Source organism: Mesorhizobium carmichaelinearum (genome assembly GCF_900199455.1).
GTDB lineage: Bacteria > Pseudomonadota > Alphaproteobacteria > Rhizobiales > Rhizobiaceae > Mesorhizobium > Mesorhizobium carmichaelinearum.
Window position 1 is genome coordinate 471,738 of record NZ_FZQR01000004.1, and the last position, 24,714, is coordinate 496,451.

A 24,714-nucleotide genomic window follows, 5' to 3' on the forward strand; every position below is an offset into this window, starting at 1 on the left:
CCTGATCAAGGTCATATTTCAGCTGCCCAAATTTTAGGCAGGCGCAACATACTGGTCGCCGCGATCTCCCAAATCACCGATTGCGCTTGATTTTCTCCGGCGACGCCAGTGAAATGGTGTCACAGGGGAGTATGCGATTGGCAGCGTTCGATGAAATGCTTCCGGAAGTTTCCGGATTGAGAAGACCGTATTCGGCTTATGATCGCTGGCTGAAGGAGCAGGATCCGGCCAGACTTACCGAGAAGATGCAGGACGCCGAACGCGTCTTTCGCAAGACCGGCATCACCTTCGCCGTCTATGGCGAGCAGGAGGCGTCCGAACGGCTGATCCCGTTCGATATCGTTCCACGCATCATTTCAGGCAATGAGTGGCGGCGCCTGACGCAAGGCATCGAACAGCGCGTGCAGGCGCTGAATGCCTTCCTTGACGATATCTATCACCGCCAGGAGATCCTGCGCGCTGGCCGCGTTCCCAGGGACCTGATCGCCAAGAACGAGGCGTTCCTGCCGGAGATGATCGGGGTGCGGCCGCCGGCCGGCGTCTACACCCACATCATCGGCGTCGATATCGTGCGCATCAGCGAGGACGAATTCTATGTCCTGGAGGACAATGCGCGCACCCCGTCCGGTGTCTCCTACATGCTGGAGAACCGCGAGACGATGATGCAGCTGTTCCCCGAGCTGTTCCAGAAGATCAAGGTGCGGCCGGTGGAGAACTACCCGCAGCTGCTGCGCCAGTCGCTGGCTGCGGTTCGGCCGCAAAGCACCAAGGGCGCGCCGACCATCGCGGTGCTGACACCAGGCAGTTTCAATTCCGCCTATTTCGAGCATGCCTTCCTCGCCGACCAGATGGGCGTGCAACTGGTCGAGGGCCAGGATCTGCGGGTCGTCGATGGCCATGTCGCGATGCGCACGACCGAAGGCTACAAGCAGATCGACGTGCTCTACCGCCGCGTCGATGATTCCTTCCTCGACCCGCTGACCTTCCGGCCGGATTCGGCCCTTGGCATACCCGGCATCATGGATGTCTACCGCGCCGGCAACATCACCATCGCCAATGCGCCGGGCACCGGCATCGCCGACGACAAGGCGATCTATTCCTACATGCCCGAGATCGTCGAATTCTACACCGGCCGCAAGGCCATCCTCGGCAACATCCCGACCTGGCGCTGTTCGGAACCGGACAGCCTGAAATATGTGCTCGAGCACATCCATGAACTGGTGATCAAGGAAGTGCACGGCTCCGGTGGCTACGGCATGCTGGTCGGCCCGGCAGCGACCAAGAAGGAATGCGAGGCCTTCGCCAAGAAGCTGGCGGCGAAGCCTTCCAACTACATCGCCCAACCGACACTGGCGCTGTCGACCTGTCCGATCCTGACCGACAAGGGCCTAGCGCCGCGCCACGTCGATCTCCGACCCTACGTACTGGTCTCCGACCGCATCCAGATCGTGCCTGGCGGGCTGACGCGCGTTGCGCTGAAGGAAGGTTCGCTGGTGGTCAATTCCTCGCAAGGCGGGGGTACCAAGGATACCTGGGTGCTGGATGACTGAGTGAGTAGGGAATAGTCAGTAGTCAGTAGTGAAATTAAGGGGACGGGAAATGCCATATTCCATTGAGATTCAATCGCTTACTATTCCCTACTCACTATTCCCTACTCACTAGCCCGAAGGGCCTCACATGCTTTTGGGCCGGACCGCCAACGGACTGTACTGGATGAACCGCTATATCGAGCGGGCTGAAAACATGGCGCGGCTGGTCGATGCGGGGCTGCGTATGGCGCTGACCCGCACCCAGAGTGCCTCGGAAGAGTGGAATTCGGTGCTGCTCAGCGCCGGCTCCGACGTCGCCTTCAAACAGAAATACCAGGACTATACGGCGGCTGATGTCGCCGATTTCCTGCTGCGCGACACCTCGAACCCGTCGAGCACGATGTCGTCGATCGAGACGGCCCGCAACAATGCCCGCATGGTGCGCACCGCGCTGACGCGCGAGACCTGGGAAAGCATCAACGAAGCCTGGATGTCGCTGAAGCGGATGCTGGCGAGGCCGATCGACGAGCGCGACCTGCCAAGCGTGCTCGATGCCATCAAGCGCGAAACGGCGCTGATCCGCGGCTCGTTCTACGGCACCATGCTGCGCAACGAGATTTTCGACTTCTCGCAGCTCGGCACCTACGTCGAGCGCGCCGACAACACGGCGCGTATCCTCGACGTGAAATATTACGTTCTGTTACCGTCGATCTCCTGGGTCGGCTCGACACTCGACAACTATCAGTGGGAATCGATCCTGCGCTCGGTTTCGGCGCATCGCTCCTATCGTTGGGTCTATGATGCCGATTACAAACCGACCAACATCGCCGACTACCTGATCCTCAATGTGCGCATGCCGCGTTCGCTGACCTTTTGCTATCGCTTCCTGTCCGAACACCTGAAATTCCTCAGCGACGATTACGGCGAACGCCATGCCTGCCACGCGACGGCGGAAAAAACGCAAGCCATGCTGAGGGCTGGGTCAATCAAGGATATATTCGACGCGGGTCTACACGAGTTCCTCGCCGGCTTCATTCGCGACAACACCAGGCTCGGCGACGAGATCGCGCAGGACTACAAGTTTTATTGAGGGCTCCATGCGACTCAAGATCACGCACCGGACCGAATACCGTTACGACGCACCGGTGCAATATCTGCTGCAGCGGCTACGGCTGCTGCCGGTGAGCGGGCAGACACAGACGGTGCTGTCCTGGGCATTGAAGGTCGAAGGCGCGCGCGAGGAGGTGCGGTTTACCGACCATTACGGCAACGACACAAGACTGCTGAGCGTCGAGGGCGACCACGACTTCATCACGGTGGAGGCATCGGGCGAAGTGGTGACGCGCGACACAACAGGCGTTTGCGGGCCACATCAGGGCTTCGCGCCACTGTGGTTGTTCGCGCAGGAGACACAGCTGACCACCATAGGCAGCGGCATCCGTGATCTTGCCGAGGCGGTGGGCACGGGCACCGATATCGAAAGGCTGCACCGGCTGATGGCCATGATCGGCGAGCGTGTCGCCTATACACCGGGCACCACCAATGCGACGACCCCGGCCGAAGAGGCTCTGGCGTTGAAAACCGGGGTTTGCCAGGACCATAGCCATATCTTTGCCGCCGCTGCGCGCGCCATGGGATTTCCGTCGCGCTACATCAGCGGCTATCTGATGATGGATGCCGTCGAGCAGGCGGCAAGCCATGCCTGGGCTGAAGCGCATGTTCCGGGCCTCGGCTGGGTTGCCTTCGACCCGGCCAACGGTATTTCTCCAGACGAACGCTATGTGAAGGTGGCCACCGGCCGCGACTACCGCGACGCCTCTCCGGTGTCGGGAATTCGACTGGGACAGGCGGAAGAACGGCTTGCGGTCACGGTCACGGTAGAGCAGTAATCCCGCAAGGATTAGTGCCAGAAGAGATTCCATGACCTATTGCGTCGGCCTGAAGATCGATCGCGGGCTCGTGTTCATGTCGGACACGCGCACCAATGCCGGCATGGATTCGATATCGACCTTCAAGAAGATGCATGTCTGGGAACAGCCGGGTGAGCGCGTCATCGTCTTGATGTCGGCCGGCAATCTGGCGACGACGCAGGCCGTGGTCAGTCTGCTCGACGAACGCACCAAGGCGGTGACCGACCGCCACGAGAAGCTGCTCGAAACGCCATCCATGTACCAGACCGTGCGGCTGGTCGGCGATACGGTCAAAGAGGTGATCGCACAGGCGTCGCCTGCCGGCGAGAAGGCCGATTCCTATTTCAACGCCTCCTTCATCCTCGGTGGCCAGATCAAGGGCAGTCCGCCGCGGCTGTTCATGATCTATCCCGAGGGCAATTTCATCGAATCGACCGACGACACGCCGTTCTTCCAGATCGGCGAGACCAAATACGGCAAGCCGATCATCATCCGCGCCTACGAGCGGACGATGAGCCTGGCCGAGACGGTGAAGCTGCTGCTGGTGTCGTTCGATTCGACGCTGAAATCGAACCTGTCGGTCGGCTTGCCGCTCGACCTGCTGTTCATGGAAAAGGATTCTTTCAAGGTCGGCCTGAAGAAGCGGATCGGCCAGGACGACCAATATTACCGCACGATCTCCGATGGCTGGTCGAATGCGCTGAAGGCGGCCTTTGCCAGCCTGCCGGATTTTCCGGGGTAGGGCGCGGACGGCAATCACCGGCCCTTGCATATATTTCACATGTTAATTACTGATGGATTTGAGAGCCGGGCGAAGCGTGCCGGCATTGCGATCATGTCGGGAGGACAGGATGGACAACAATGAGTTCCGGCAGTGGTCGCAGCGTGCCGCCGACTGGGGCGCCGACTATCGCAACACTTTGCGCGAGCGGCCAGTGCGGCCTCTGGTCGAGCCCGGCGACATATTCAGGAGCATAGAAGCGTCACCGCCCGAAGACGCCGAACCGATGGACAGGATCTTCGCCGATTTCGAAGAGAAGATCGTGCCGGGGATGACGCATTGGCAACATCCACGCTTCTTTGCCTATTTCCCGGCCAATGCGGCGCCGGTTTCGGTGGTAGCTGAGTACCTCGTCTCCGCAATGGCCGCGCAATGCATGCTGTGGCAGACGTCGCCGGCGGCGACCGAACTCGAGACACGCACTGTCGACTGGATGCGCCAGGCCCTTGGCCTGCCCGAAGGGTTTTCCGGCGTCATCCAGGATTCGGCCTCGTCGGCGACACTCAATGCCGTGTTGACCATGCGCGAGCGGGCGCTGGACTGGCAAGGCAACAAAAAGGGACTGGCCGGGCAGGCGCAGTTGCGCATCTATTCCTCGGATCAGGTGCACACGTCGATCGATCGGGCGATCTGGGTCTCGGGCATCGGCGAGGACAATCTCGTGCGCATTCCCGTCAGTGGCCGCTTTCGCGCCATGGACAACGCTGCCCTGGAGGCTGCCATCGCGGCCGACCGGCAAGCCGGAATGCTGCCGGCGGGCATCATCGCTTGCGTCGGCGGCACCAGCACGGGCGGCACGGATGACATTGCGGCGGTCGCGGAGATCGCCAAGCGGCACGGTTTGTACCTCCATGTCGATGCGGCCTGGGCCGGGTCGGCGATGATCTGCCCGGAGTACCGGCATTTCTGGACCGGTGTCGAAGGCGCCGATTCGATCGTCTTCAATCCGCACAAATGGCTGGGCGCGCAGTTCGATTGCTCGATCCAGTTCCTGCGCGACCCCGAAAGCCATGTCAGGACGCTGGCCATCAAGCCGGACTATTTGAAAACCCACGGTCATGACGGCATCATCAACTATTCCGAATGGTCGGTGCCGCTCGGCCGCCGCTTCCGCGCCCTGAAATTGTGGTTCCTGCTGCGCGCCCACGGGCTGGAAAACCTGCGCGCCATGATCCGCAACCATGTCGCCTGGAGCGAGGGCCTTGCCGTGCGGCTGGCCGGGGAGCCGGATTTCGAGATCGTTAGTGAGCCGATGTTGTCGCTGTTTTCGTTCCGGCACAGGACGGCCTCAAGCGCCGATGCCGACGCGCACAATCTGCTGCTGGTCAATGCGATCAACGACGATGGCCGCATCTACCTGACGCAGACGAGGGTCGATGGGCAGGTGGCAATCCGCTTCCAGGTCGGCCAGTTCGAAGCGACCGCTGGCGATGTCGATGCGGCTTTTGCCGTCATCACCGAAATCGCACGCGGCATGGTCTGACAGGCCAATATTGGATTGCGCAGGAGTTTGCCTTTGCAATCAGGCGATTTCCCTTAGCCGGCTTATGCCTTTTCATTGCTTTCGTTTTCGGCTATAGACAAGAAAAACGAAAACGGGAGGTCATCCATGTATCTGTCGCCGCGCCATGCTGAGATCATCCAGATGGCCAAGGATCATGGCCGCGTGCTGGTCGACGATCTCGCCACGCATTTCAACGTGACGCCGCAGACCATTCGCAAGGACCTCAACGATCTCTGCGACCAGCGGCTGCTTTCGCGCATCCATGGCGGCGCGTTATTCCCGTCCGGGATCGAGAACATGGAGTATGAGGCCAGGCGCAAGATCGCGGCCGACGAGAAGGAAGCGATCGGCCGCGCGGCGGCCAGGCTGATCCCCGACAACGCCTCGCTGTTCATCAACATCGGTACCACGACGGAAGCGGTCAGCAAGGCATTGCTCGACCACAACGGCCTGATGGTCATCACCAATAATATCAATGTTGCCAATAGGATGCGTATATACCCTTCGATCGAGGTGGTGATCGCGGGCGGTGTGGTGCGCGGCTCGGATGGCGGCGTCGTCGGCGAGGCGGCGGTCGATTTCATCAGGCAGTTCAAGGTCGACTATGCCGTTATCGGCGCCTCGGCCATCGACCATGACGGCGCGTTGCTCGACTTCGATTTTCGCGAGGTGAAGGTGGCGCAGGCGATCATCGCCAATGCCAGGCATGTGATTCTGGTTTCCGACCAGACCAAGTTCGAGCGCACGGCGCCGGTGCGCATCGGTCATCTGTCGCAGGTCAACACCTTTATCACTGATCGCTGCGACATCCCGTCGGTGCGCAAGATCTGCCAGGAGGCCGAGGTTCAGTTGATTGAGACGTCGCTGGGGTGAGGCCTTTTCACGGTCGTCTCACGGATCTGTGATATTTCGTTTGACATTCGTTATGAGTTCGAAATAATTCCGCCACGGTTTCGCAAAAGACCAAAAATGGTGCAATGCGAAATCGTGGAGGAGTTAAGTGGACACGTCTTCAGTCCGGGATATTTTCGTCATAGGTGGCGGTATCAACGGTTGCGGCATCGCCCGCGACGCCGTTGGGCGCGGGTTTTCGGTTTTTCTCGCGGAGATGGACGATCTCGCCAGCGGAACCTCCTCCGGTTCGACCAAGCTGATCCATGGCGGCCTGCGCTATCTCGAATTCTACGAGTTCCGTCTGGTGCGCGAGGCGCTGATGGAGCGCGAGGTTCTGTGGAAGAACGCGCCGCACATCATCTGGCCGATGCGCTTCGTGCTGCCCTATGCCAAGGGCCTGCGTCCGGCCTGGCTGATCCGGCTCGGCCTGTTCCTGTACGACCACATTGGCGGGCGCAAATTGCTGCCGGCGACCAGGACGCTCGATATGGCAAGCGATCCGGCGGGCAAGCCATTGAAGCCGTTGTTCAAAAAGGCGTTCGAATATTCCGACGGCTGGGTCAACGATGCGCGGCTGGTGGCGCTCAACGCTCGCGATGCCGCTGACCGGGGTGCAACGATCCGGACCCGCACCAAGGTTGTCGACGCGCGCCGCGAAAACGGCCTTTGGATAGTCAAGATCGAGAACCTGCAGAGCGGTGAGACCGAAGAGATCAAGGCACGGCTGCTGGTCAATGCGGCGGGGCCGTGGGTCGATCACGTGCTTTCCGGCGTCGTCGGCCTCAACGATGTGCACAATGTCCGCCTGGTGCAGGGCAGCCATATCGTCATCGCCAAGAAGTTCGACGATCCGCGCGCCTATTTCTTCCAGAACAAGGATGGCCGTATCATCTTCGCCATTCCCTACGAGGACGAGTTCACGCTGATCGGCACCACCGACCAGGATTATCCCGGCGATCCGCACGATGTGAAGATCAGCGACACAGAGATCGATTATCTCTGCGCCGCGGCGAGCGAGTATTTCGCGCAACCCGTCAAGCGCTCCGATATCGTCTGGACCTATTCGGCGGTGCGGCCGCTTTATGACGACGGCGCCTCCAAGGCGCAGGAAGCGACGCGCGACTATGTGCTGAAGGCCGATGGTGGCGAGGGTGCCGCCCCGATCGTCAATGCCTTCGGCGGCAAGATCACCACCTATCGCCGGCTGTCGGAATCGATGCTGGAAAAGATCGAGGGTTTTCTCGGCAAGCGCGGCAAGCCGTGGACATCGGACGCGCCGCTGCCCGGCGGCGATTTTCCAGCCACCGGTTTCGACGCGCAGGTGGCAAAGCTGAAGGCGGCCTATCCGTTCCTGGATGCGCGCCTCGCCCGGCGGCTGACGCGGCTCTACGGGACGCGGGCTCAGCGTCTGCTCGGCCTTGCCAAATCGAATGCCGAGCTCGGCCGCAATTTCGGCGGCGATCTCTACGAGGCCGAAGTGCGCTATCTCGTTGAAAACGAATGGGCTGTCACAGCGGAAGACGTGCTGTGGCGCCGCACCAAGCGCGGCCTGCATCTCAGCCGCGAGCAGGTCGCGGCACTCGATGAATTCATGCACGGCATAAGCCGGCGGCACGTCGCGGCCGCCGAATGAAGAGGGTCTTGAGCTGATGCTGCAAGCCTGGGAGGAGGCGTCATGCTGGAACTGAGGAACGTCACCAAGACGGTCGGTGCGGTCGAGCACATTCGCGACGTGTCGCTGACGCTTCAGCATGGCTCGCTCAACGTCCTGCTCGGGCCGACGCTTTCCGGCAAGACCAGCCTGATGCGGCTGATGGCCGGCCTCGATGTGCCGACCTCCGGCTCGGTCTGGTTCGACGGCCAGAATGTGACCGGCACGCCGGTGCAGAAGCGCAAGATCGCCATGGTCTACCAGCAGTTCATCAACTATCCGGCGATGACCGTCTATGAGAACATCGCCTCGCCGCTACGAGTGGCCGGCGCGGAGCAGGCCAAGATCGACAGCCAGGTGCGCGAGGCCGCGGCGCTGTTGAAGCTGACGCCGTATCTCGATCGCACACCGCTCAGCCTGTCGGGCGGCCAGCAGCAGCGCACGGCATTGGCGCGCGCCATCGTCAAGAATGCCAGCCTGGTGCTGCTCGACGAGCCGCTTGCCAATCTCGACTATAAATTGCGCGAGGAATTGCGGGCCGAATTGCCGAGGATTTTCGCCGCCGCCGGCACCATCTTCGTTTATGCCACCACCGAACCGCACGAGGCGCTGCTGCTCGGCGGCAACACGGCAACGCTCTCGGAAGGCCGCATCACCCAGTTCGGGCCGACCATCGATGTGTTCCGCAAGCCGGTCGACCTGGTGACGGCGAGGACCTTCGCCGATCCGCCGCTCAACACCATTGTGCTGGCCAAGAAGGGCGCCGACTTCCTGCTCGAGGGCGGAGTGAAGCTGCCGGTGCCGCCCGAACTCGTCGGCATTGCCGACGGCAACTACACGATCGGCTTCCAGCCGCACCATCTGTCGCTCGAACGGCCCGATGTCGGCGCCGTGCCGGTGCGGGCAAAGGTGACCATCACCGAGATCACCGGGTCGGAAAGCTTCATCCATCTCGATTTCGCCGATGTGCGCTGGGTCATGCTGACCCATGGCATCAGGGATTTCGAGACCGACGAAGTGGTCGAGGTGTTCATCGATCCGCGTCACATCATGGTCTTCGACGAGCACGGCCGCGCCGTGACCGCACCGAAGCTGGCGGCCTGAGGAGGGCGATATGGCACGCATCGACGTCAACCATGTCAGGCACTCCTACCTGCCGAACCCGCAGAAGGATGCCGATTTCGCGCTCAGGGAAGTGCACCACACATTCGAGGATGGCGGCGCCTATGCGCTGCTCGGGCCGTCCGGCTGCGGCAAGACCACGTTGCTCAACATCATTTCGGGGCTGCTGCACCCCTCACACGGCCAGTTGCTGTTCAACGGCAGGGACGTGACCAACCTGTCGACGCAGGAACGCAACATCGCGCAGGTGTTCCAGTTCCCGGTCATCTACGACACCATGACCGTCTACGACAATCTGGCCTTCCCGCTGCGCAACCGCGGCGTGCCGGAAGCCGATGTTGACCGCAAGGTGCGCGAGACGCTGGAGATGATCGATCTGGCGTCCTGGGCGAAGAAGAAGGCGAGGGGCCTGACCGCCGACCAGAAGCAGAAGATATCGCTCGGCCGCGGACTGGTGCGCTCCGACGTCAACGCCATCCTGTTCGACGAGCCGCTGACCGTTATCGACCCGCATATGAAATGGGTGCTGCGCTCGCAATTGAAACAGCTGCATCGCCGCTTCGGCTATACCATGGTCTATGTCACCCACGACCAGACCGAGGCGCTGACCTTCGCCGACCAGGTCGTGGTCATGTATGATGGCGGCATCGTCCAGATCGGCACGCCGGCGGAACTGTTCGAGCGGCCGCGCCATACGTTCGTCGGTTATTTCATCGGCTCGCCCGGCATGAACGTCATGCCGGTGGCGATCGACGGCAAGACGGCGACGCTCGGCTCGCAGCGGATCGAATTGCCAGGCGCACCCAAAGCTGGCAGCGGGACCGTCGAACTCGGCATCCGCCCCGAATATGTCAGGCTCGGCCGCGACGGCATGGCCGTTTCGATCAGCAAGGTCGAGGATGTCGGCCGCCACAAGGTGGTGCGCGCCAAGCTGGAAGGTCGGGACATCGCCGCGGTGATCGGCGAGGACGAGACCGTGCCGGCCGAACCGAAGGTGCGGTTCGATCCGGCCGGCATCAACATCTATGCCGATTCCTGGCGTGTCGAGATGGGGGCATAGATGGACAAGACCTGGAACAACAAGGCCTGGTTCCTCGTGCTGCCGGTGCTGGTGCTGGTGGCCTTCACCGCCGTCATCCCACTGATGACGGTCGTCAACTATTCGGTGCAGGACACGTTCGGCAACAATGTCTTCACCTGGGCCGGCACTGAATGGTTCGAGGACCTGCTGTCGTCCGGCCGCTTCTGGGAAGCGATGGTCCGCAACCTAATCTTTTCCTTCATCATCCTGGCGATCGAGGTGCCGCTCGGCATCTTCATCGCGCTCAACATGCCCAAGAAGGGCTGGGGCGTGCCGGTCTGCCTGGTGCTGATGTCACTGCCGCTGCTGATCCCGTGGAACGTCGTCGGCACCATCTGGCAGGTGTTCGGACGCAACGACATCGGCCTGCTGGGCTATTACCTCAACGCGATCGGCATCGACTACAATTACGTGCAGGATCCGTTCGATGCCTGGGTGACGATCATCGTCATGGATGTCTGGCACTGGACCAGCCTCGTCGTGCTGCTCTGCTATGCCGGGCTGGTCTCGATCCCCGATGCTTTCTATCAGGCGGCCAAGATCGACGGCGCCTCGCGCTGGGCGGTGTTCCGCTACATCCAGTTGCCGAAGATGCAGCGTGTGCTTTTGATCGCCGTGCTGCTGCGCTTCATGGACAGTTTCATGATCTACACCGAGCCCTTCGTCGTCACCGGCGGCGGGCCCGGCAATTCAACGACGTTCCTGTCGATCGACCTCGTCAAGACGGCGCTCGGCCAGTTCGACCTTGGCCCGGCGGCCGCCATGTCGCTGGTCTACTTCCTCATCATCCTGTTGTTGTCATGGGTGTTCTACACCGTGATGACCAATTACGACGCGGAGCGCTGAAATGGCTGGCGCCAATGAACGAACCGAGCGCAATGCGATGAACGGGTCCGCTGCCGCGGAAGGCCTGGCCAGTTCACTGTCGCAGAGCGAGCTTGACAAGCGCATGCGCCGGCGCGGCGAGGAATCGCGCTGGTGGTGGATCGTGCCGACGCTCTACATCATTGTCCTTCTTCTGCCGATCTACTGGCTCATCAATATGAGCTTCAAGACCAATGCGGAGATCGTCAACTCGCTGACGCTCTATCCGCATGCGCCGACGCTGGCCAACTACTATACGATCTTCACCGAGAAGGTCTGGTACTCCGGCTACATCAATTCGATCACCTATGTCGTCATGAACATGGTGATTTCGGTGTCGGTGGCGCTGCCGGCGGCTTACGCCTTCTCGCGCTACCGCTTCCTTGGCGACAAGCATCTGTTCTTCTGGCTGCTGACCAACCGCATGGCGCCGCCAGCGGTGTTCGCGCTGCCGTTCTTCCAGCTCTACTCGGCCTTCGGCCTGATCGACACGCACATAGCGGTGGCGCTCGCCCACTGCCTGTTCAACGTGCCGTTGGCAGTGTGGATCCTCGAAGGCTTCATGTCGGGCGTGCCGAAGGAGATCGACGAGACCGCCTATATCGACGGCTATTCGTTCCCGCGCTTCTTCGTCAAGATCTTCATGCCGCTGATCGCCAGCGGCATCGGCGTCGCCTGCTTCTTCTGCTTCATGTTCTCGTGGGTCGAGCTGTTGATCGCCCGCACGCTGACGACGACAGATGCCAAGCCGATTGCCGCCACCATGACCCGAACGGTTTCTGCGTCGGGCATGGATTGGGGACTTCTCGCCGCTGCCGGCGTCTTGACGCTGATCCCCGGCGCGCTCGTCATCTGGTTCGTGCGCAACTACATCGCCAAGGGCTTCGCCCTAGGGAGGGTATGATCATGAACTTCGACTTCTCCTGGATGGCATGGACCTGGCCGACGGCCGCTTTTTTTGGCGTCATCGCCCTGCTGCTGGTCGGCATGGGCGCCTGGGAATACGCCTCGCCGGGCGGCAATCCGCGCGTCGGCCTGCTGCGCTTCGAGACGACGCGCGGCGACCGCCTGTTCCTGTCGCTGCTCGGCAGCGCCTTTATCCATCTCGCTTGGCTGGGTCTTGTCGGATCCAACCTGTGGTGGGCTCTCGCTCTCTCCGTGGTCTACGCCATTGGCGTGTTCCGTTACGTATAGAGGGGGAAACTGTTGGAGCGGCAGCGTGCCGGCCGCCGCTCCAGATCGCACTTGAAACCTGAAACAGTGGAGGAAACACATGCGACGGCAATTTTTAACATCAACAACGGCCCTTGTCCTGTTGCTCGGCGTAGGCAATGCCTATGCCGGGATGGATGAGGCAAAAGCCTTTCTGGACAAGGAGATAGGCGGTGTGTCGACGCTTTCCCGTGCCGACCAGGAAAAGCAAATGCAGTGGTTTATCGACGCGGCCAAGCCCTTCGCCGGCATGGACATCAAGGTGGTCTCGGAAACCCTGACGACCCACAAGTATGAGTCAGAGGTGCTGGCACCGGCCTTTACCGCCATCACCGGCATCAAGGTCACGCATGACGTCATCCAGGAAGGCGACGTCGTTGAAAAGATCCAGACCCAGATGCAGACCGGCCAGAACATCTATGACGGCTGGGTCAACGATTCGGATCTGATCGGCACGCACTGGCGCTACCAGCAGGTGCGCAACCTGACCGACTGGATGGCGGGCGAAGGCAAGGATGTTACCGATCCGATGCTCGACGTCGACGACTTCATCGGCACCAAGTTCACCACCGCGCCGGACAAGAAGCTCTACCAACTGCCCGACCAGCAGTTCGCCAACCTCTACTGGTTCCGTTACGACTGGTTCAACGACGAGAAGAACAAGGCCGACTTCAAGGCCAAGTACGGCTACGATCTCGGCGTGCCGGTCAACTGGTCGGCCTATGAGGACATCGCTGAATTCTTCACCGGCCGCGACGTCAACGGCAAGAAGGTCTATGGCCACATGGACTACGGCAAGAAGGATCCGTCGCTCGGCTGGCGGTTCACCGACGCCTGGCTATCGATGGCCGGCAATGGCGACAAGGGCCTGCCGAACGGTGTGCCGGTCGACGAATGGGGCATCAAGGTCGATGCGAATTCGCGGCCTGTCGGCTCGTGCACCGCGCGCGGCGGCGACACCAATGGACCTGCATCGGTCTATGCCATCCAGAAGTATCTTGATTGGCTGAAAGCCTATGCGCCGCCGGAAGCCCAGGGCATGACCTTCTCCGAATCCGGCCCCGTGCCGTCGCAAGGCAATGTTGCCCAGCAGATCTTCTGGTACACCGCGTTCACCGCCGACATGGTCAAGCCCGGCCTGCCGGTCATGAACGACGACGGCACGCCGAAGTGGCGCATGGCGCCGTCTCCGCACGGCTCATACTGGAAGGACGGCATGAAGCTCGGCTATCAGGACGTCGGTTCCTGGACGCTGATGAAGTCGACGCCGACCGACCGCGCCAAGGCCGCGTGGCTTTATGCGCAGTTCGTCACCTCGAAGACCGTGGACGTGAAGAAGAGCCAGGTTGGTCTGACCTTCATTCGCGACTCCACTATCCATGACAAGAGCTTCACCGAACGTGCGCCGAAGCTCGGCGGTCTGATCGAGTTCTATCGCTCGCCGGCCCGTGTGCAGTGGACGCCGACCGGTACCAACGTGCCAGACTATCCGAAGCTGGCGCAGCTCTGGTGGCAGAACATCGGTGACGCATCCTCGGGTGCCAAGACACCGCAGGAAGCCATGGATTCGCTCTGCGCCGATCAGGAAAAAGTCATGGCCCGTATCGAGAAATCCGGTGTCCAGGGCGACATCGGACCGAAGATGGCCGAAGAGCATGACCTTGCCTACTGGAACGCCGACGCGGTCAAGGGCGGCAATCTGGCGCCTCAGCTGAAGCTCGAGAAGGAGAAGGACAAGCCGATCACCATCAACTATGACGAGCTGGTGAAGAGCTGGCAGAAGTAACTGTCTATGCGGGCGTTCGCGCCCGTGTGAAATTGGGGGAGGCGGCGCGTTGCCGTCTCCCTTCTTTGTATCGAGGCGGAGGACGTCGGGATGAACGGTTTTGTGCTGGCAATCGACCAGGGAACGACGTCGACCCGGTCGATCCTGTTTGACGGGGAGATGAAAGTCGCCGGCAGCGGGCAGAAGGAATTCACCCAGCACTATCCGGCCTCGGGCTGGGTCGAGCACGATCCGGAAGAAATCTGGGCAAGCGTCGTGACGACCGTGAAGGCCGCGCTGAAGAATGCCGGCCGCGAAGCGTCTGATGTCGCGGCCATCGGCATCACCAACCAGCGCGAGACCGTGGTCATCTGGGACAAGGCAACGGGCAAGCCGATCCACAACGCCATTGTGTGGCAAGACCGCCGCACCGCGCCGCTCTGCCAGAAACTGAAGAAGCAGGGCCTGGAGAAGAAGTTCACGCGCAAGACAGGCTTGCTGCTCGATCCCTACTTCTCGGGCACCAAGATCGCCTGGATGCTCGACAAGGTGAAGGGCGCCAGGAAACGCGCCGAGAAAGGCGAGTTGCTCGCCGGCACCATCGACAGCTTTCTGATCTGGCGGCTGACCGGCGGCAAGGTCCACGCCACCGACGCCACCAACGCCTCGCGTACGCTGGTCTACAACATCGCGGAAAACGCCTGGGACGACGAGCTTTTGGCCATTCTCAACATCCCGGCAAAAATGCTGCCGGAGGTCAAAGACTGCGCCGATGATTATGGAGTGACCGAGAAAAGTCTGTTTGGCGCCGAGATCAGGATCCTTGGCGTTGCCGGCGACCAGCATGCGGCGACCATCGGCCAGGCCTGCTTCGAGCCGGGCATGATGAAATCCACCTATGGCACCGGCTGTTTCGCGCTGCTCAACACGGGCAGCGATCTGGTGCGTTCGAAGAACCGGCTGCTGACAACCATCGCCTACCGGCTGAACGGCAAGACGACCTATGCGCTGGAGGGCTCGATCTTCATCGCAGGTGCTGCCGTGCAATGGCTGCGCGACGGCATCAAGGTCATCGGCAAGGCCGAGCATAGCGGCAAGCTGGCCGCAGAGGCCGACCCGACGCAGAACGTCTATCTGGTACCGGCCTTTGTCGGTCTCGGCGCGCCGCATTGGGATGCAGAGGCACGGGGCGCGATTTTTGGGCTAACCCGCAATTCCGGACCGGCCGAATTTGCCCGCGCCGCCCTCGAATCCGTCGCCTACCAGACCCGCGACCTGCTCGACGCCATGCGCAAGGACTGGAAGGGCACTTCGGCCAAGACGGTGCTCAGGGTCGATGGCGGCATGGTGGCGTCGGATTGGACCATGCAACGGCTGGCCGACATCCTCGACGCGCCAGTCGATCGCCCGACCATTCTGGAGACGACCGCGCTGGGTGCGGCCTGGCTTGCGGGGTCGAAGGCCGGCGTGTGGCCAAAGGCGAAGGAATTCGCCAAGAGCTGGGCGCTCGAGCGGCGCTTCAAGCCGGAGATGGAAATCGCCACACGATCCGCCAAGCTGGCAGGCTGGCGCGATGCTGTGCGCAGGACGCTGAGCGCATAGGAAAAGGCCCGCGCCGTTTCCGACGCGGGTCCTATACTCACACTTGTACTCGTACTTACCAGCTACGGATACTCAACCCTGGATCAGTAAGGCGAACGGCACTCCTGCCGCGGACCGTAGTTCGGCTGGAAGGTGTTGTCCGAAGCGCGGTAGCTGCGATAACGGTCGTAGCACCACTGGACATGCGAGTTGCCTTCGTAGACGCGATTGTTCTCGCTGTTGATGATCGCACCGGTGATCAGCGCACCAGTCGCGAACGCTGCCAGCGGGAACCAATAGTCGCCGTGACGGCGATAGCCGCGATGATAGTCGCGATAGCCGCGATGGCCGTTCCAGTAGCCGCCGCCGTCGTTGTTTCGCGCAAAGCTACGATTGCCGTTGAAATTGCGGTTGCCAAAATTGCGATTGCCATTGAAATGACGATTGCCATGACGCCACTGGTCGTAGCGAGACTCGCCGACATTCACGATATCTGACGAAATCCCTGATGCCTGGGGCACAAACATCTGAGCAGCATTGGCCGGCATGGCCGCTGCAGCGAATGAAACTGACAAAGTGGTCGCCAGTATACCCGATACGATCTTGTTCACTGTCTTCTCCTTCGAAAGGGTGATTGATGTCCCTTGTGGCGAGACAACGGGCGATATGCGGGAAGGTTCCTCGCCAAATCCCAAGTTGCTGATTTGTAATATTTCTCCGGCCTGTGACCGGTGTCGACGAGAGGCAGCGCCATTGCTTCGCGAGGAGCGTAGCGCTCGTGACCGAAGCGGGCAGGCAGGCATGGTGGCAGTGCTTGAGAAGTCTTGGCTTGTGGACGCGTTTTTTCCGGTTGACCGGTTGAGCCACTCTCCCTATGTTCCGCGCAATTTCGAGGGCGGCCTTTTCAAGCCCGCGGGAGCGCGTAGCTCAGCCGGTAGAGCAACTGACTTTTAATCAGTAGGTCATGGGTTCGAATCCCATCGCGCTCACCAAAAGCCAAATAAAATCAGCTAGATACAGCAGGTCGCGCGGTCGATTTCGATGTCCGCAAATCTGTGTCCGCACTGTGTCCGGGAAAATGGGGTAGGGCGTCGAGTCGCTCTTCGGACGCGACCGTTGCTTTCGCAGGCGTTCCTGCGACTATCGGCAGGTCCGTGCGACATGGACGCGACATGGGACGGGTTATGGCTGGGCTCGCGCCGGAGGTATGGTTTCCAGTTGTGACGCTGTTGGTTGGTGCACTTATAGGCCTGATCACTCAAAGCATCACTGACTGGCGCACAGGTGAACGCGAAAGGCTTGCCCGACTTGAACAGCGCTTAGATGCCGCTCGCGACCGTCGGATCGAGTTTCAGCGAGCGACGTTGCTTGAACTTCAGGAACGAGTTGGAGAATTAATCCGTGCTGCCGGCGAGGCAAATCACTCGGATGAGATGGTTTTCAAAGATACAGGGAAGTGGCGATCGACTTTGCTGCCGGAAGGAGTAAGCCACCGTTTTTTCCTCGCGCAAACCTCAACGATCAGACTGCGCGAACGGGTCAGTGATGAGCCGATCCGCCAACTTGCCAAAGAATTGACTAATGTCTGCGTTGAGGTCGGAATGGCTGATAGCCAAAGCAAGGGCCGCCACTGGATGATTCAGGCGGCCGATATCTCTGGTGTGCTCAACATGCGCATCGGAGAGCAACTTCGGACCCTCGACAATATCGAGGACGCAGCCATTGCGAAGAAATAGAGCCCGCCACCGTGATGCAGCGGGCTTAAACCTCTCTCGGTGTATTCAGTCTAAAGGCTCGTCGGGACAAACCACGGACTGGTGACATACCCTAAGTGCGGATTATAATGATCCAGGAAGTTTGCGGGCCCATTTGACGGTCGCGCAACAACGACGCCGCCTGTCGATTTGCAATCCAGTTTCGGGGTCGGCTTGCTTACAGCCTTCATATGAGCTGCAGAACACGAGGTTGCAGCCTGAGCGGTAGCCACCTTGTTCTTCGCTTTCGCAACAGCTGCTCCGGTGGCGACCAATACCATTGCTATGCCAAAGACAACGAGTTTCATTGAAACGCCCTCATCCTGCCAATCCGAAATGATTGCGCCTAGTTCACGTTACGTCAAGTGCCAGTAAACAAAGCCCGCCACCGTGAGGCAGCGGGCCGTCTAGACAAATTGTCCACTCGGTCAGGTCAGAACCCCTTCGTCCTTGGTGGTCAGCACAGTGCGCCAGCTAGGCTTCTCAAAGACGCTGACCACGTAGGTTGTTACCGGCTTGTCGGTCATCTTTTACCCTGTGCACTCAAAGGCGGCGCCTCTGTCTTAACGCTTACTCAACCTGTCTTATATTAGAGTACGCTAATGCGATTCTCCATCCTGCTTTTTTGCATGGGGGCCTTCTTCTGTTGGGATTTCGCCGCCAACGAAGGGGAATTCACCACTAGGCTTGGTATGCGAGTTGCCAACCTGATCCAAACGTCAGGGCTTTGAAGGTTTTGGAAATCTCGCGCGTAAGCTGCCAGCGTCATTGCTTGTTATGATTCCCTCCTAGCGCAAACGCGGGACCGCGATTCTCACCCACCCCTTGCCTTGCCGTAGGCGTTTGGGCTGGTGTCCGGCGTGTAGCTCAGGCCGACGTCGTTCCCGTTGCATTTCTTGCATCGAAGCTTCGGCCTGATATCCCATTCCATGGCTGGTGCATCGGGGCCGAAGCGGTCGCGAAGCTTCACCAGGTCGAGCTTTTGCTTATGGTGACGCCGGCTACCTTGCCACGAAGAGATTGCTCGCAATGCATCTATGGACCGGGCAATAATCTGTGTCGGTCGTCGGCACGCCTGCGCCAGTAGCCACCTCGCCAGGACCGCATTGCTTCTGCCCGCTGACATAGAGGTCGTAGCGCGTCAGGCTGAGGTTGAATATGGAGCGGTAGCGAATGACGGTGGTGCCGTCCTGCTTCAGTAGTGCCTGAACTTCGGCGCAACTCAGGCCGGCGATATCCCTGCGCTCTTGCGCTTGAGCCTGCACCACGAGGAAGAGTAACGGAATTGCAATCGCGATCGGTTTCATGGCGCCCCACCGGCGTTTTCGCCCGACCGATGGTGTAGACTTGACCAACCGATATGAAAAGCCCTCTGCCTTTGGCCTCGCCAAAGGACGACATGCGGTCGGTGTCGTCGATGGTCGAGAAAATCCTGACCATGTACCTGCGCGACAAGGGCTACCAGGAAACTCGCTGGTGGCCTTGCAATTGGGCTCGAAATAGCGGTCGGAATGGCGATTGCAAGGTAAGTCCGCCGCTGCCGGTACATCCGCGGTCAGCGACGGCGCCAAGGCAAGCCCCGGCGATCCCTAGAAAGGCCACGCCAGCGCCAAAACGACGCCAGCCGAGAGCATGAACGCCAGCCAAGGCGTCACATTATCGACCATTGACTGACCTCAGTGCATCTCGGATTGCAAGCGAAGCCTGCCTGCGCATTTCAGCCTGGCTCTCCTTAGAGACGGATCCGCCGCCTGGATTCGACCTTCTGGGTGTCGCCGGAGTCTCCGCCAATCATGCCGCCAGTCGAGAAGCCATAGACGGCGCGATGAGCGATCTGCTGCGGTGTGGGGGACAGCCCCTGCGCGCCATACCCGATGATGCCGCTTACGTTGTGGGCGTTGGACCTGGCGGTTGCCAAAGCCTTCAGATACGCCGGATACAGAGGGTTTAGGGTGCCTGTAGGCGGTTAGAAGCGAGTTGTACGTTTTCAGAAGCTCCGCTTGTGCTGCCCGCCAGGCTTCCACGATCACACCATAGGCTAACGCGATCACACAGTTCACAAGTACCTACAAGCGGTCGATTTTTCAGGGATGTAGCCACTCCAAAAGCCCGTCGCGGGTCGCTCCTATGGCGGGTTTTCATTGATCGCGGAGTGGTTTGGGGCCACGGCGTCCGGCTTTGTTGACCGTCAGCGCCCTTTCTTATCCGTCGGCGTGATTTCCGAGTTCCGTAATATCTTGCGACTATATTAGAGAAGGCGCATGTTTGTCGTAGAGCAGTCTCAAATCTCAGCGACGGAGCCAAACAGTGTGCAGTAACTGCGACGGTGAAGGGGTTGGCCGGAGGGATTTCCTCAAAGTCGGCGCGGGACTCGTTGCGTTCGGTTTTGGTGGAGCGTCATGGCCGGCGCGCGCGGACGAGAGCGCGGCGCCGCAGCTGACCCTCGATGAATCACTGGCTGCGCTGAAATCCGGCAATGAACGCTATATCAGCCACCCGGAACTTTGCTCGAACGACCTTGCCGCGCAGCGGAACGCTGTCGCCACACACCAGGCCCCCTGGGCCACGATCATCAGTTGCGCCGACAGTCGCGTTCCGCCGGAGCTGATCTTCGGCGGCCATGGTGTTGGAGAACTGTTCGTCGCCCGGAATGCCGGCAACCTCGTCGACACTGCGACGCTCGGCACGGTCGAATACGGCGCGGCGGTGCTCGGCTCACCCTTGATTGTCGTCCTGGCGCACACAAGTTGCGGAGCCGTCAAGGCTGCGTGCGACGTGGTCACCAAGAATGCGACTTATCCCGGCGCGATCGGCTCGATGATCGAACCGATCCTGCCTGCGGCGATCGCAGTGCGCAGCCAAGCGGGCGATTTCGTCGACAACACCGCCAAGGAGAGCGCGCAGAGGACGGCGATGCGCTTGACCGCTTCGAGCAAACTGTTGGCCGGTCTTACCAAGGCGGGAAAGCTGAAGATCGTCGCGGGGATCTATGATCTCCAAACGGGTGCGGTGACCTACATCGAATAACACACCACCATACGACGCCCGACCCGCCGCGATCGACCTTCAGCCGCGCCGCGACAGATGGACGTCGAGTACGGCGGCCTTCTTTGCAATCAGGCCTTCCAGATCCGCGTCCGACCGTTTGGTGCCGGTCCGTTCGCGCAGCAGCGAGATCACCGCGCTCATTGAAAGCGGCGCGGGCTGGGCACCCAGAATGGAATCCACCGCGCCGGCAACATCCGGGGTCTCCGTGGGTGCTCGCATGGTCGGTTCCTTTCTGTCCAGGCCGGCCTCGGCGATATCGGCCGGTGCTCTGACACCGCGATCGAAGACGACTACCAGGCCGTTCTTGACGGCCAGCGCTGCGAGCATATCGTCGAGCTTGCGGTCTGAGAGGGCTGGATCCGTGGGTTTCAACATCCTGCGGACCACCCTGGCAGCCTGATCCGTCGACACGAAGTCATAATGCCGTTTTCTGGCCTCGACATATTGTTCGATGATCATGCCCAGGCGTCGGGCTGCAATATCCCTGGGTTCTTGCGCATCCTTCGGTTCTTGCACCTGGGCCTCCTTGGGCTGCCGTGCGTGCAAATTCGGCAGCCCACAGGAAATAGTGCGGCCAGGTCGGACATCAAACGCTCTTCGATCATTCGGCGCATCTGCCAATGAGGCCGGAACGATCCTGCGGCTGAAGCATTTCGCTCCATGACCAGCTCATTGAGGGAAGGCCGGGCCATGAAGATCGCCCATGTCGCACCATTGTACGAATCCGTGCCGCCAAGGCTCTATGGCGGGACGGAGCGCATCATCTCCTATCTTACGGAGGCTCTCGTCGACCTCGGCCACGACGTGACGCTGTTCGCCAGCGGCGACACCAAGACCTCCGCCAGGCTCGTGCCATGCCGTGAGCGGGCGCTTCGTCTTGATCCCCGTCCGCTGAAGTCCGAGATCGCGGCGCATCTATCGATGCTCGATGAGGTAAGGAAAAGGGCTGAAGATTTCGACGTCATTCACTTCCATCTCAGCCATTTCCTGCATTTCCCGTTTTTCCGCGACATGTCGCAGCGTACTGTGACGACACCTCATGGCAGGCTGGACTACGCGGACCTCGCACAAGCCTATGATCGGTTCCCGCGCTTCCCGATGATTTCGATATCGCGCAGCCAGCGGGCGCGGTTCGCATCCGCCAACTGGCTAGCGACAATCCACCACGGCCTGCCGGTCGATCTCTACGAACCCGATTTCGAGGCAGGTTCGGAAGGCGGCTATCTTGCTTTTCTCGGCAGGATGTCGCGCGACAAGCGCCCGGATCGGGCAATTGAGATCGCTCGCCGCACCGGCTTGAAGCTCAAGCTCGCGGCCAAGATCGGTGACGACGATCGCGCCTATTTCGAGGAAGTCGTCCAGCCGATGATCGATGGCCACCAGATCGAATATGTCGGCGAGATCAATGAGCAGCAGAAAGAGGCGTTTCTCGGAAACGCTACCGCCCTGCTTTTCCCGATCGATTGGCCGGAGCCGTTCGGTCTTGCGGTGATCGAGGCGATGGCCTGCGGGACGCCTGTCATGGCCTGGAGTTGCGGTGCCATGCCGGAGATCGTTGATCACGGCGTGACCGGTTTCGTCGTCGAGACTATCGAAGATGCTGTTGCCTCCATGCCGGCTCTCCTGCAACTCGACAGGCGGCGTGTCAGGGCGGTGTTCGAGCGGCGCTTTTCAGCCCGCAGGATGGGGCAGGATTACGCCGCCGCCTATGCAGAGCTGGTCGACGCCGGCGGTCACGTCAAGGCCTCGTAGCGGAAGTGCCTTTCAGAATGAACAAGGACAGGCCTATTGACCATCAGCCCACTTGACGAGCGCACGCTCGATCCGGCGATCGCACTGGCGTCTCTCGATGAGACGGCGCCGCGGGAACCGCACAGGCTCTTCGCCCTCAAGCATGGCGACTGCTTTGTCGTCGCCGACGCTTATGGCGATATACGCGGCGTCGGCGACGGGTTTTTTCGCGACGACACGCGCGTGCTTTCCGAATTTCGCCTCACCGTCGGCGGGCGGTCGACGTCATTGCTTGGCGCATCGCTGAGCCAGGACAATGTCCTCTTCACCACCAACCTGACCAATCTGCCGATCGAGAGTGCCGCTGGCCGCCAGATTCCGCAAGGCGCTATCCATATCGAGCGCGTCAGGTTGCTGTGGGAGGAAAGGCTTTATGAGCGCATAACGCTGTCCAACTACAGCCGGGAGCATTCGACGATCCTGCTGTCGCTGCGTTTTGCCGCCGATTTTCGCGACATGTTCGAGGTCCGCGGCTCGACCCGGTCAAAGCGTGGCACCACCCATACGGCGGAGATTACCCGCAACGCGGTCGTGCTTCGCTACGAAGGCCTGGACAAGGTGGTGCGCACATCCGCGATTTCTTTTTCGCAGACGCCCGACCAACTGACCTCCGAGCGGGCCGATTTCGTCATCGCCGTCACCAAGCGCAGCAGCCAGACGCTTTACGTGGAGGTGGGCAACGAGACCGACGATCGCCCCGAAAGCCGTCGGTTTCGCGCAGCCGCCGCCCGTGCCCGTTTCGGCATGCGCGCCAAGCGGCGGCACGGCGCGACGCTGCACAGTTCGGGCCGCGTCTTCAACGACTGGATGGAGCGGGCGCGCGCCGATGTCGCGCTGCTCACGACGGAACTGCCAACCGGGCCCTATCCCTATGCCGGTATACCGTGGTTCTCCACGGCCTTCGGCCGGGATGGCGTGATCTCGGCCTTGCAGATGCTTTGGCTCAATCCCGGTCTGGCGCGCGGCGTCCTGGCGTTTCTCGCCCAGCACCAGGCGACCGAGACCTCGCCTTTCAGCGATTCCGAACCCGGCAAGATCATGCACGAGACCCGCAAGGGCGAGATGGTGGCGCTCAGCGAGTTGCCGTTCGGCCGCTACTATGGCGGTGTCGACACGACGCCGCTCTATATCCATCTTGCCTGCGCCTACGCGGACCGCACGGGGGACATAGCCTTCATCGATACGCTGTGGCCATCGCTGTGCGCCGCGGCCGAGTGGATCGAAACGGCGAGCCGGTCGACGGGTTTCCTCACCTACCAGCGCGCCGCCGAATCCGGCCTTGCCAACCAGGGCTGGAAGGACAGTTTCGATTCCGTCTTTCACGCCGATGGCCGCATTCCGAAGGGGCCGATCGCCCTGGTCGAGGTGCAGGGCTATGTCTTCGCGGCGTTCCAGGGGTTGGCGAAGCTGGCACGGCTGCGCGGCGAAACGGAGCGGGCGGAGAGCTGGGAAATACGCGCCGATGCCATTCGCCAACAAGTCGAGCGCCATTTCTGGATCGAAGAACTCGGCTATTATGCGCTAGCACTGGATGGCGACGGTCAACCCTGCAAGGTGCGCACATCAAATGCCGGTCACCTGCTTTATGTCGGCCTTCCCAGCCCGGATCGCGCGCGCATGGTCGCCGACCAACTGCTGTCGGCTTCGTTCCATTCCGGCTGGGGGCTAAGGACGTTGGCGGACGACGCGATCTTCTTCAATCCGATGTCCTATCACAACGGATCTATCTGGCCGCACGACACCGCGATCTGCGCCACCGGACTGGCGCGATACGGCAACCGCGACAGCGTGGTGCGATTGATGAGCGGAACCTTCGAATCCGCCGTCCACTTCAACATGCGGCTGCCCGAACTCTTTTGCGGCTTCACGCGCGCGGCCGGTGAAGCGCCGATTGCCTATCCGGTGGCCTGCCTGCCGCAAGCCTGGTCCGCCGGCTCTGCCTTCATGCTCATGCAGTCGTGCCTCGGCCTTCAGATCGATGGCTGGACAGGCGAGATCCATGTGACTCGGCCGCGCCTGCCCATCGGCATCGACAGCCTCGTCATCCGCCATCTTTCGGTAGGGCAGGCGGCGGTGGATCTGACATTCCGGCGCGTCGGAGATCGTGTCGGCGCCTTCCTTGCGGAACCGCATGAGGGGCTGGTGCCACTCGTGGTCAGAAGCTGAAAAATCGGAACCATCCCGCACCACAGGCGTTGGACCACCAGACTATGGGTGCCGGAACTCC

22 protein-coding genes and 1 tRNA gene are annotated in these 24,714 nt (G+C 60.9%); 19 read left to right on the plus strand and 4 right to left on the minus strand.

The window, feature by feature from the left end; genetic code table 11:
* Window positions 1–137 precede the first annotated feature (137 nt).
* The 14 genes from CKW40_RS12115 (at window position 138) to glpK (ending at window position 15,915) form a co-directional block, all read left to right on the plus strand.
* Window positions 138–1,550 (plus strand): circularly permuted type 2 ATP-grasp protein, encoded by a 1,413-nt coding sequence (locus tag CKW40_RS12115; RefSeq protein ID WP_032933458.1) that lies wholly within the window; start codon window positions 138–140, stop codon window positions 1,548–1,550.
* Between the two features lie 127 nt (window positions 1,551–1,677).
* Window positions 1,678–2,619 (plus strand): alpha-E domain-containing protein, encoded by a 942-nt coding sequence (locus CKW40_RS12120; RefSeq protein ID WP_095200108.1) that lies wholly within the window; start codon window positions 1,678–1,680, stop codon window positions 2,617–2,619.
* A 7-nt stretch (window positions 2,620–2,626) separates the two neighbouring features.
* Entirely contained in the window at window positions 2,627–3,418 is a 792-nt protein-coding gene (locus CKW40_RS12125; protein ID WP_095200109.1) for a transglutaminase family protein, read from the plus strand.
* Window positions 3,419–3,449: 31 nt separating this feature from the next.
* Window positions 3,450–4,181, plus strand: coding sequence for a proteasome-type protease (locus CKW40_RS12130; RefSeq protein ID WP_095200110.1), 732 nt, complete (start codon window positions 3,450–3,452; stop codon window positions 4,179–4,181).
* Between the two features lie 109 nt (window positions 4,182–4,290).
* Window positions 4,291–5,703, plus strand: a complete 1,413-nt coding sequence (locus tag CKW40_RS12135) for a pyridoxal phosphate-dependent decarboxylase family protein (protein ID WP_095200111.1) — start codon at window positions 4,291–4,293, stop codon at window positions 5,701–5,703.
* Between the two features lie 126 nt (window positions 5,704–5,829).
* Window positions 5,830–6,597, plus strand: a complete 768-nt coding sequence (locus CKW40_RS12140; protein ID WP_010909603.1) for a DeoR/GlpR family DNA-binding transcription regulator — start codon at window positions 5,830–5,832, stop codon at window positions 6,595–6,597.
* 127 nt (window positions 6,598–6,724) lie between these two features.
* Entirely contained in the window at window positions 6,725–8,251 is a 1,527-nt protein-coding gene (glpD, locus tag CKW40_RS12145) for a glycerol-3-phosphate dehydrogenase (RefSeq protein WP_095200112.1), read from the plus strand.
* Window positions 8,252–8,293: 42 nt separating this feature from the next.
* Window positions 8,294–9,373, plus strand: coding sequence for an ABC transporter ATP-binding protein (locus CKW40_RS12150; protein ID WP_095200113.1), 1,080 nt, complete (start codon window positions 8,294–8,296; stop codon window positions 9,371–9,373).
* Window positions 9,374–9,383: 10 nt separating this feature from the next.
* A complete protein-coding gene (locus tag CKW40_RS12155; RefSeq protein ID WP_095200114.1) occupies window positions 9,384–10,451 on the plus strand; it encodes an ABC transporter ATP-binding protein in 1,068 nt (355 codons plus the stop codon).
* The gene (locus CKW40_RS12160) at window positions 10,452–11,318 is read left to right on the plus strand and encodes a carbohydrate ABC transporter permease (RefSeq protein WP_095200115.1); all 867 of its coding nucleotides are present in this window, start codon (window positions 10,452–10,454) and stop codon (window positions 11,316–11,318) included. It begins immediately after the preceding gene.
* A gap of 1 nt (window position 11,319) precedes the next feature.
* Window positions 11,320–12,240: a carbohydrate ABC transporter permease gene (locus CKW40_RS12165; RefSeq protein ID WP_095200116.1), complete on the plus strand. Its 921-nt coding sequence runs from the start codon at window positions 11,320–11,322 to the stop codon at window positions 12,238–12,240.
* Window positions 12,241–12,242: 2 nt separating this feature from the next.
* The gene (locus CKW40_RS12170; protein ID WP_095200311.1) at window positions 12,243–12,530 is read left to right on the plus strand and encodes a DUF2160 domain-containing protein; all 288 of its coding nucleotides are present in this window, start codon (window positions 12,243–12,245) and stop codon (window positions 12,528–12,530) included.
* A 79-nt stretch (window positions 12,531–12,609) separates the two neighbouring features.
* Window positions 12,610–14,334: an ABC transporter substrate-binding protein gene (locus CKW40_RS12175; RefSeq protein ID WP_095200117.1), complete on the plus strand. Its 1,725-nt coding sequence runs from the start codon at window positions 12,610–12,612 to the stop codon at window positions 14,332–14,334.
* Window positions 14,335–14,424: 90 nt separating this feature from the next.
* Complete coding sequence (glpK, locus tag CKW40_RS12180) at window positions 14,425–15,915, plus strand: glycerol kinase GlpK (RefSeq protein ID WP_095200118.1); 1,491 nt, start codon at window positions 14,425–14,427, stop codon at window positions 15,913–15,915.
* 83 nt (window positions 15,916–15,998) lie between these two features.
* Here glpK and CKW40_RS12185 read toward each other — a convergent pair whose 3' ends face one another.
* Window positions 15,999–16,505 (minus strand): BA14K family protein, encoded by a 507-nt coding sequence (locus CKW40_RS12185; RefSeq protein WP_095200119.1) that lies wholly within the window; start codon window positions 16,503–16,505, stop codon window positions 15,999–16,001.
* 305 nt (window positions 16,506–16,810) lie between these two features.
* Between CKW40_RS12185 and CKW40_RS12190 the strand changes: the two genes are divergently transcribed.
* A tRNA-Lys gene (locus CKW40_RS12190) sits at window positions 16,811–16,886 on the plus strand.
* Window positions 16,887–17,078: 192 nt separating this feature from the next.
* On the plus strand, window positions 17,079–17,630 hold the full coding sequence (locus CKW40_RS12195; RefSeq protein ID WP_095200120.1) for a hypothetical protein: 552 nt from the start codon (window positions 17,079–17,081) through the stop codon (window positions 17,628–17,630).
* Window positions 17,631–18,649: 1,019 nt separating this feature from the next.
* Here CKW40_RS12195 and CKW40_RS43730 read toward each other — a convergent pair.
* Together CKW40_RS43730 and CKW40_RS12205 are read right to left on the minus strand one after the other, a co-directional pair.
* Window positions 18,650–18,955 carry a hypothetical protein gene (locus CKW40_RS43730; protein ID WP_179297931.1) on the minus strand — a complete coding sequence of 102 codons (306 nt, stop codon included), beginning with the start codon at window positions 18,953–18,955 and terminating at the stop codon, window positions 18,650–18,652.
* Window positions 18,956–19,380: 425 nt separating this feature from the next.
* Window positions 19,381–19,566 (minus strand): hypothetical protein, encoded by a 186-nt coding sequence (locus tag CKW40_RS12205; protein WP_095200121.1) that lies wholly within the window; start codon window positions 19,564–19,566, stop codon window positions 19,381–19,383.
* Between the two features lie 389 nt (window positions 19,567–19,955).
* Between CKW40_RS12205 and CKW40_RS12210 the strand changes: the two genes are divergently transcribed.
* Window positions 19,956–20,675 carry a carbonic anhydrase gene (locus CKW40_RS12210; protein WP_095200122.1) on the plus strand — a complete coding sequence of 240 codons (720 nt, stop codon included), beginning with the start codon at window positions 19,956–19,958 and terminating at the stop codon, window positions 20,673–20,675.
* Window positions 20,676–20,714: 39 nt separating this feature from the next.
* Here the strand turns inward: CKW40_RS12210 and CKW40_RS43735 are convergent, their stop codons facing one another.
* Window positions 20,715–21,212: a hypothetical protein gene (locus CKW40_RS43735; RefSeq protein WP_244571164.1), complete on the minus strand. Its 498-nt coding sequence runs from the start codon at window positions 21,210–21,212 to the stop codon at window positions 20,715–20,717.
* Between the two features lie 174 nt (window positions 21,213–21,386).
* Between CKW40_RS43735 and CKW40_RS12225 the strand changes: the two genes are divergently transcribed.
* Entirely contained in the window at window positions 21,387–22,448 is a 1,062-nt protein-coding gene (locus tag CKW40_RS12225; RefSeq protein ID WP_095200123.1) for a glycosyltransferase family 4 protein, read from the plus strand.
* A gap of 42 nt (window positions 22,449–22,490) precedes the next feature.
* Complete coding sequence (locus CKW40_RS12230) at window positions 22,491–24,653, plus strand: amylo-alpha-1,6-glucosidase (protein WP_095200314.1); 2,163 nt, start codon at window positions 22,491–22,493, stop codon at window positions 24,651–24,653.
* The last annotated feature ends 61 nt before the right edge of the window (window positions 24,654–24,714 follow it).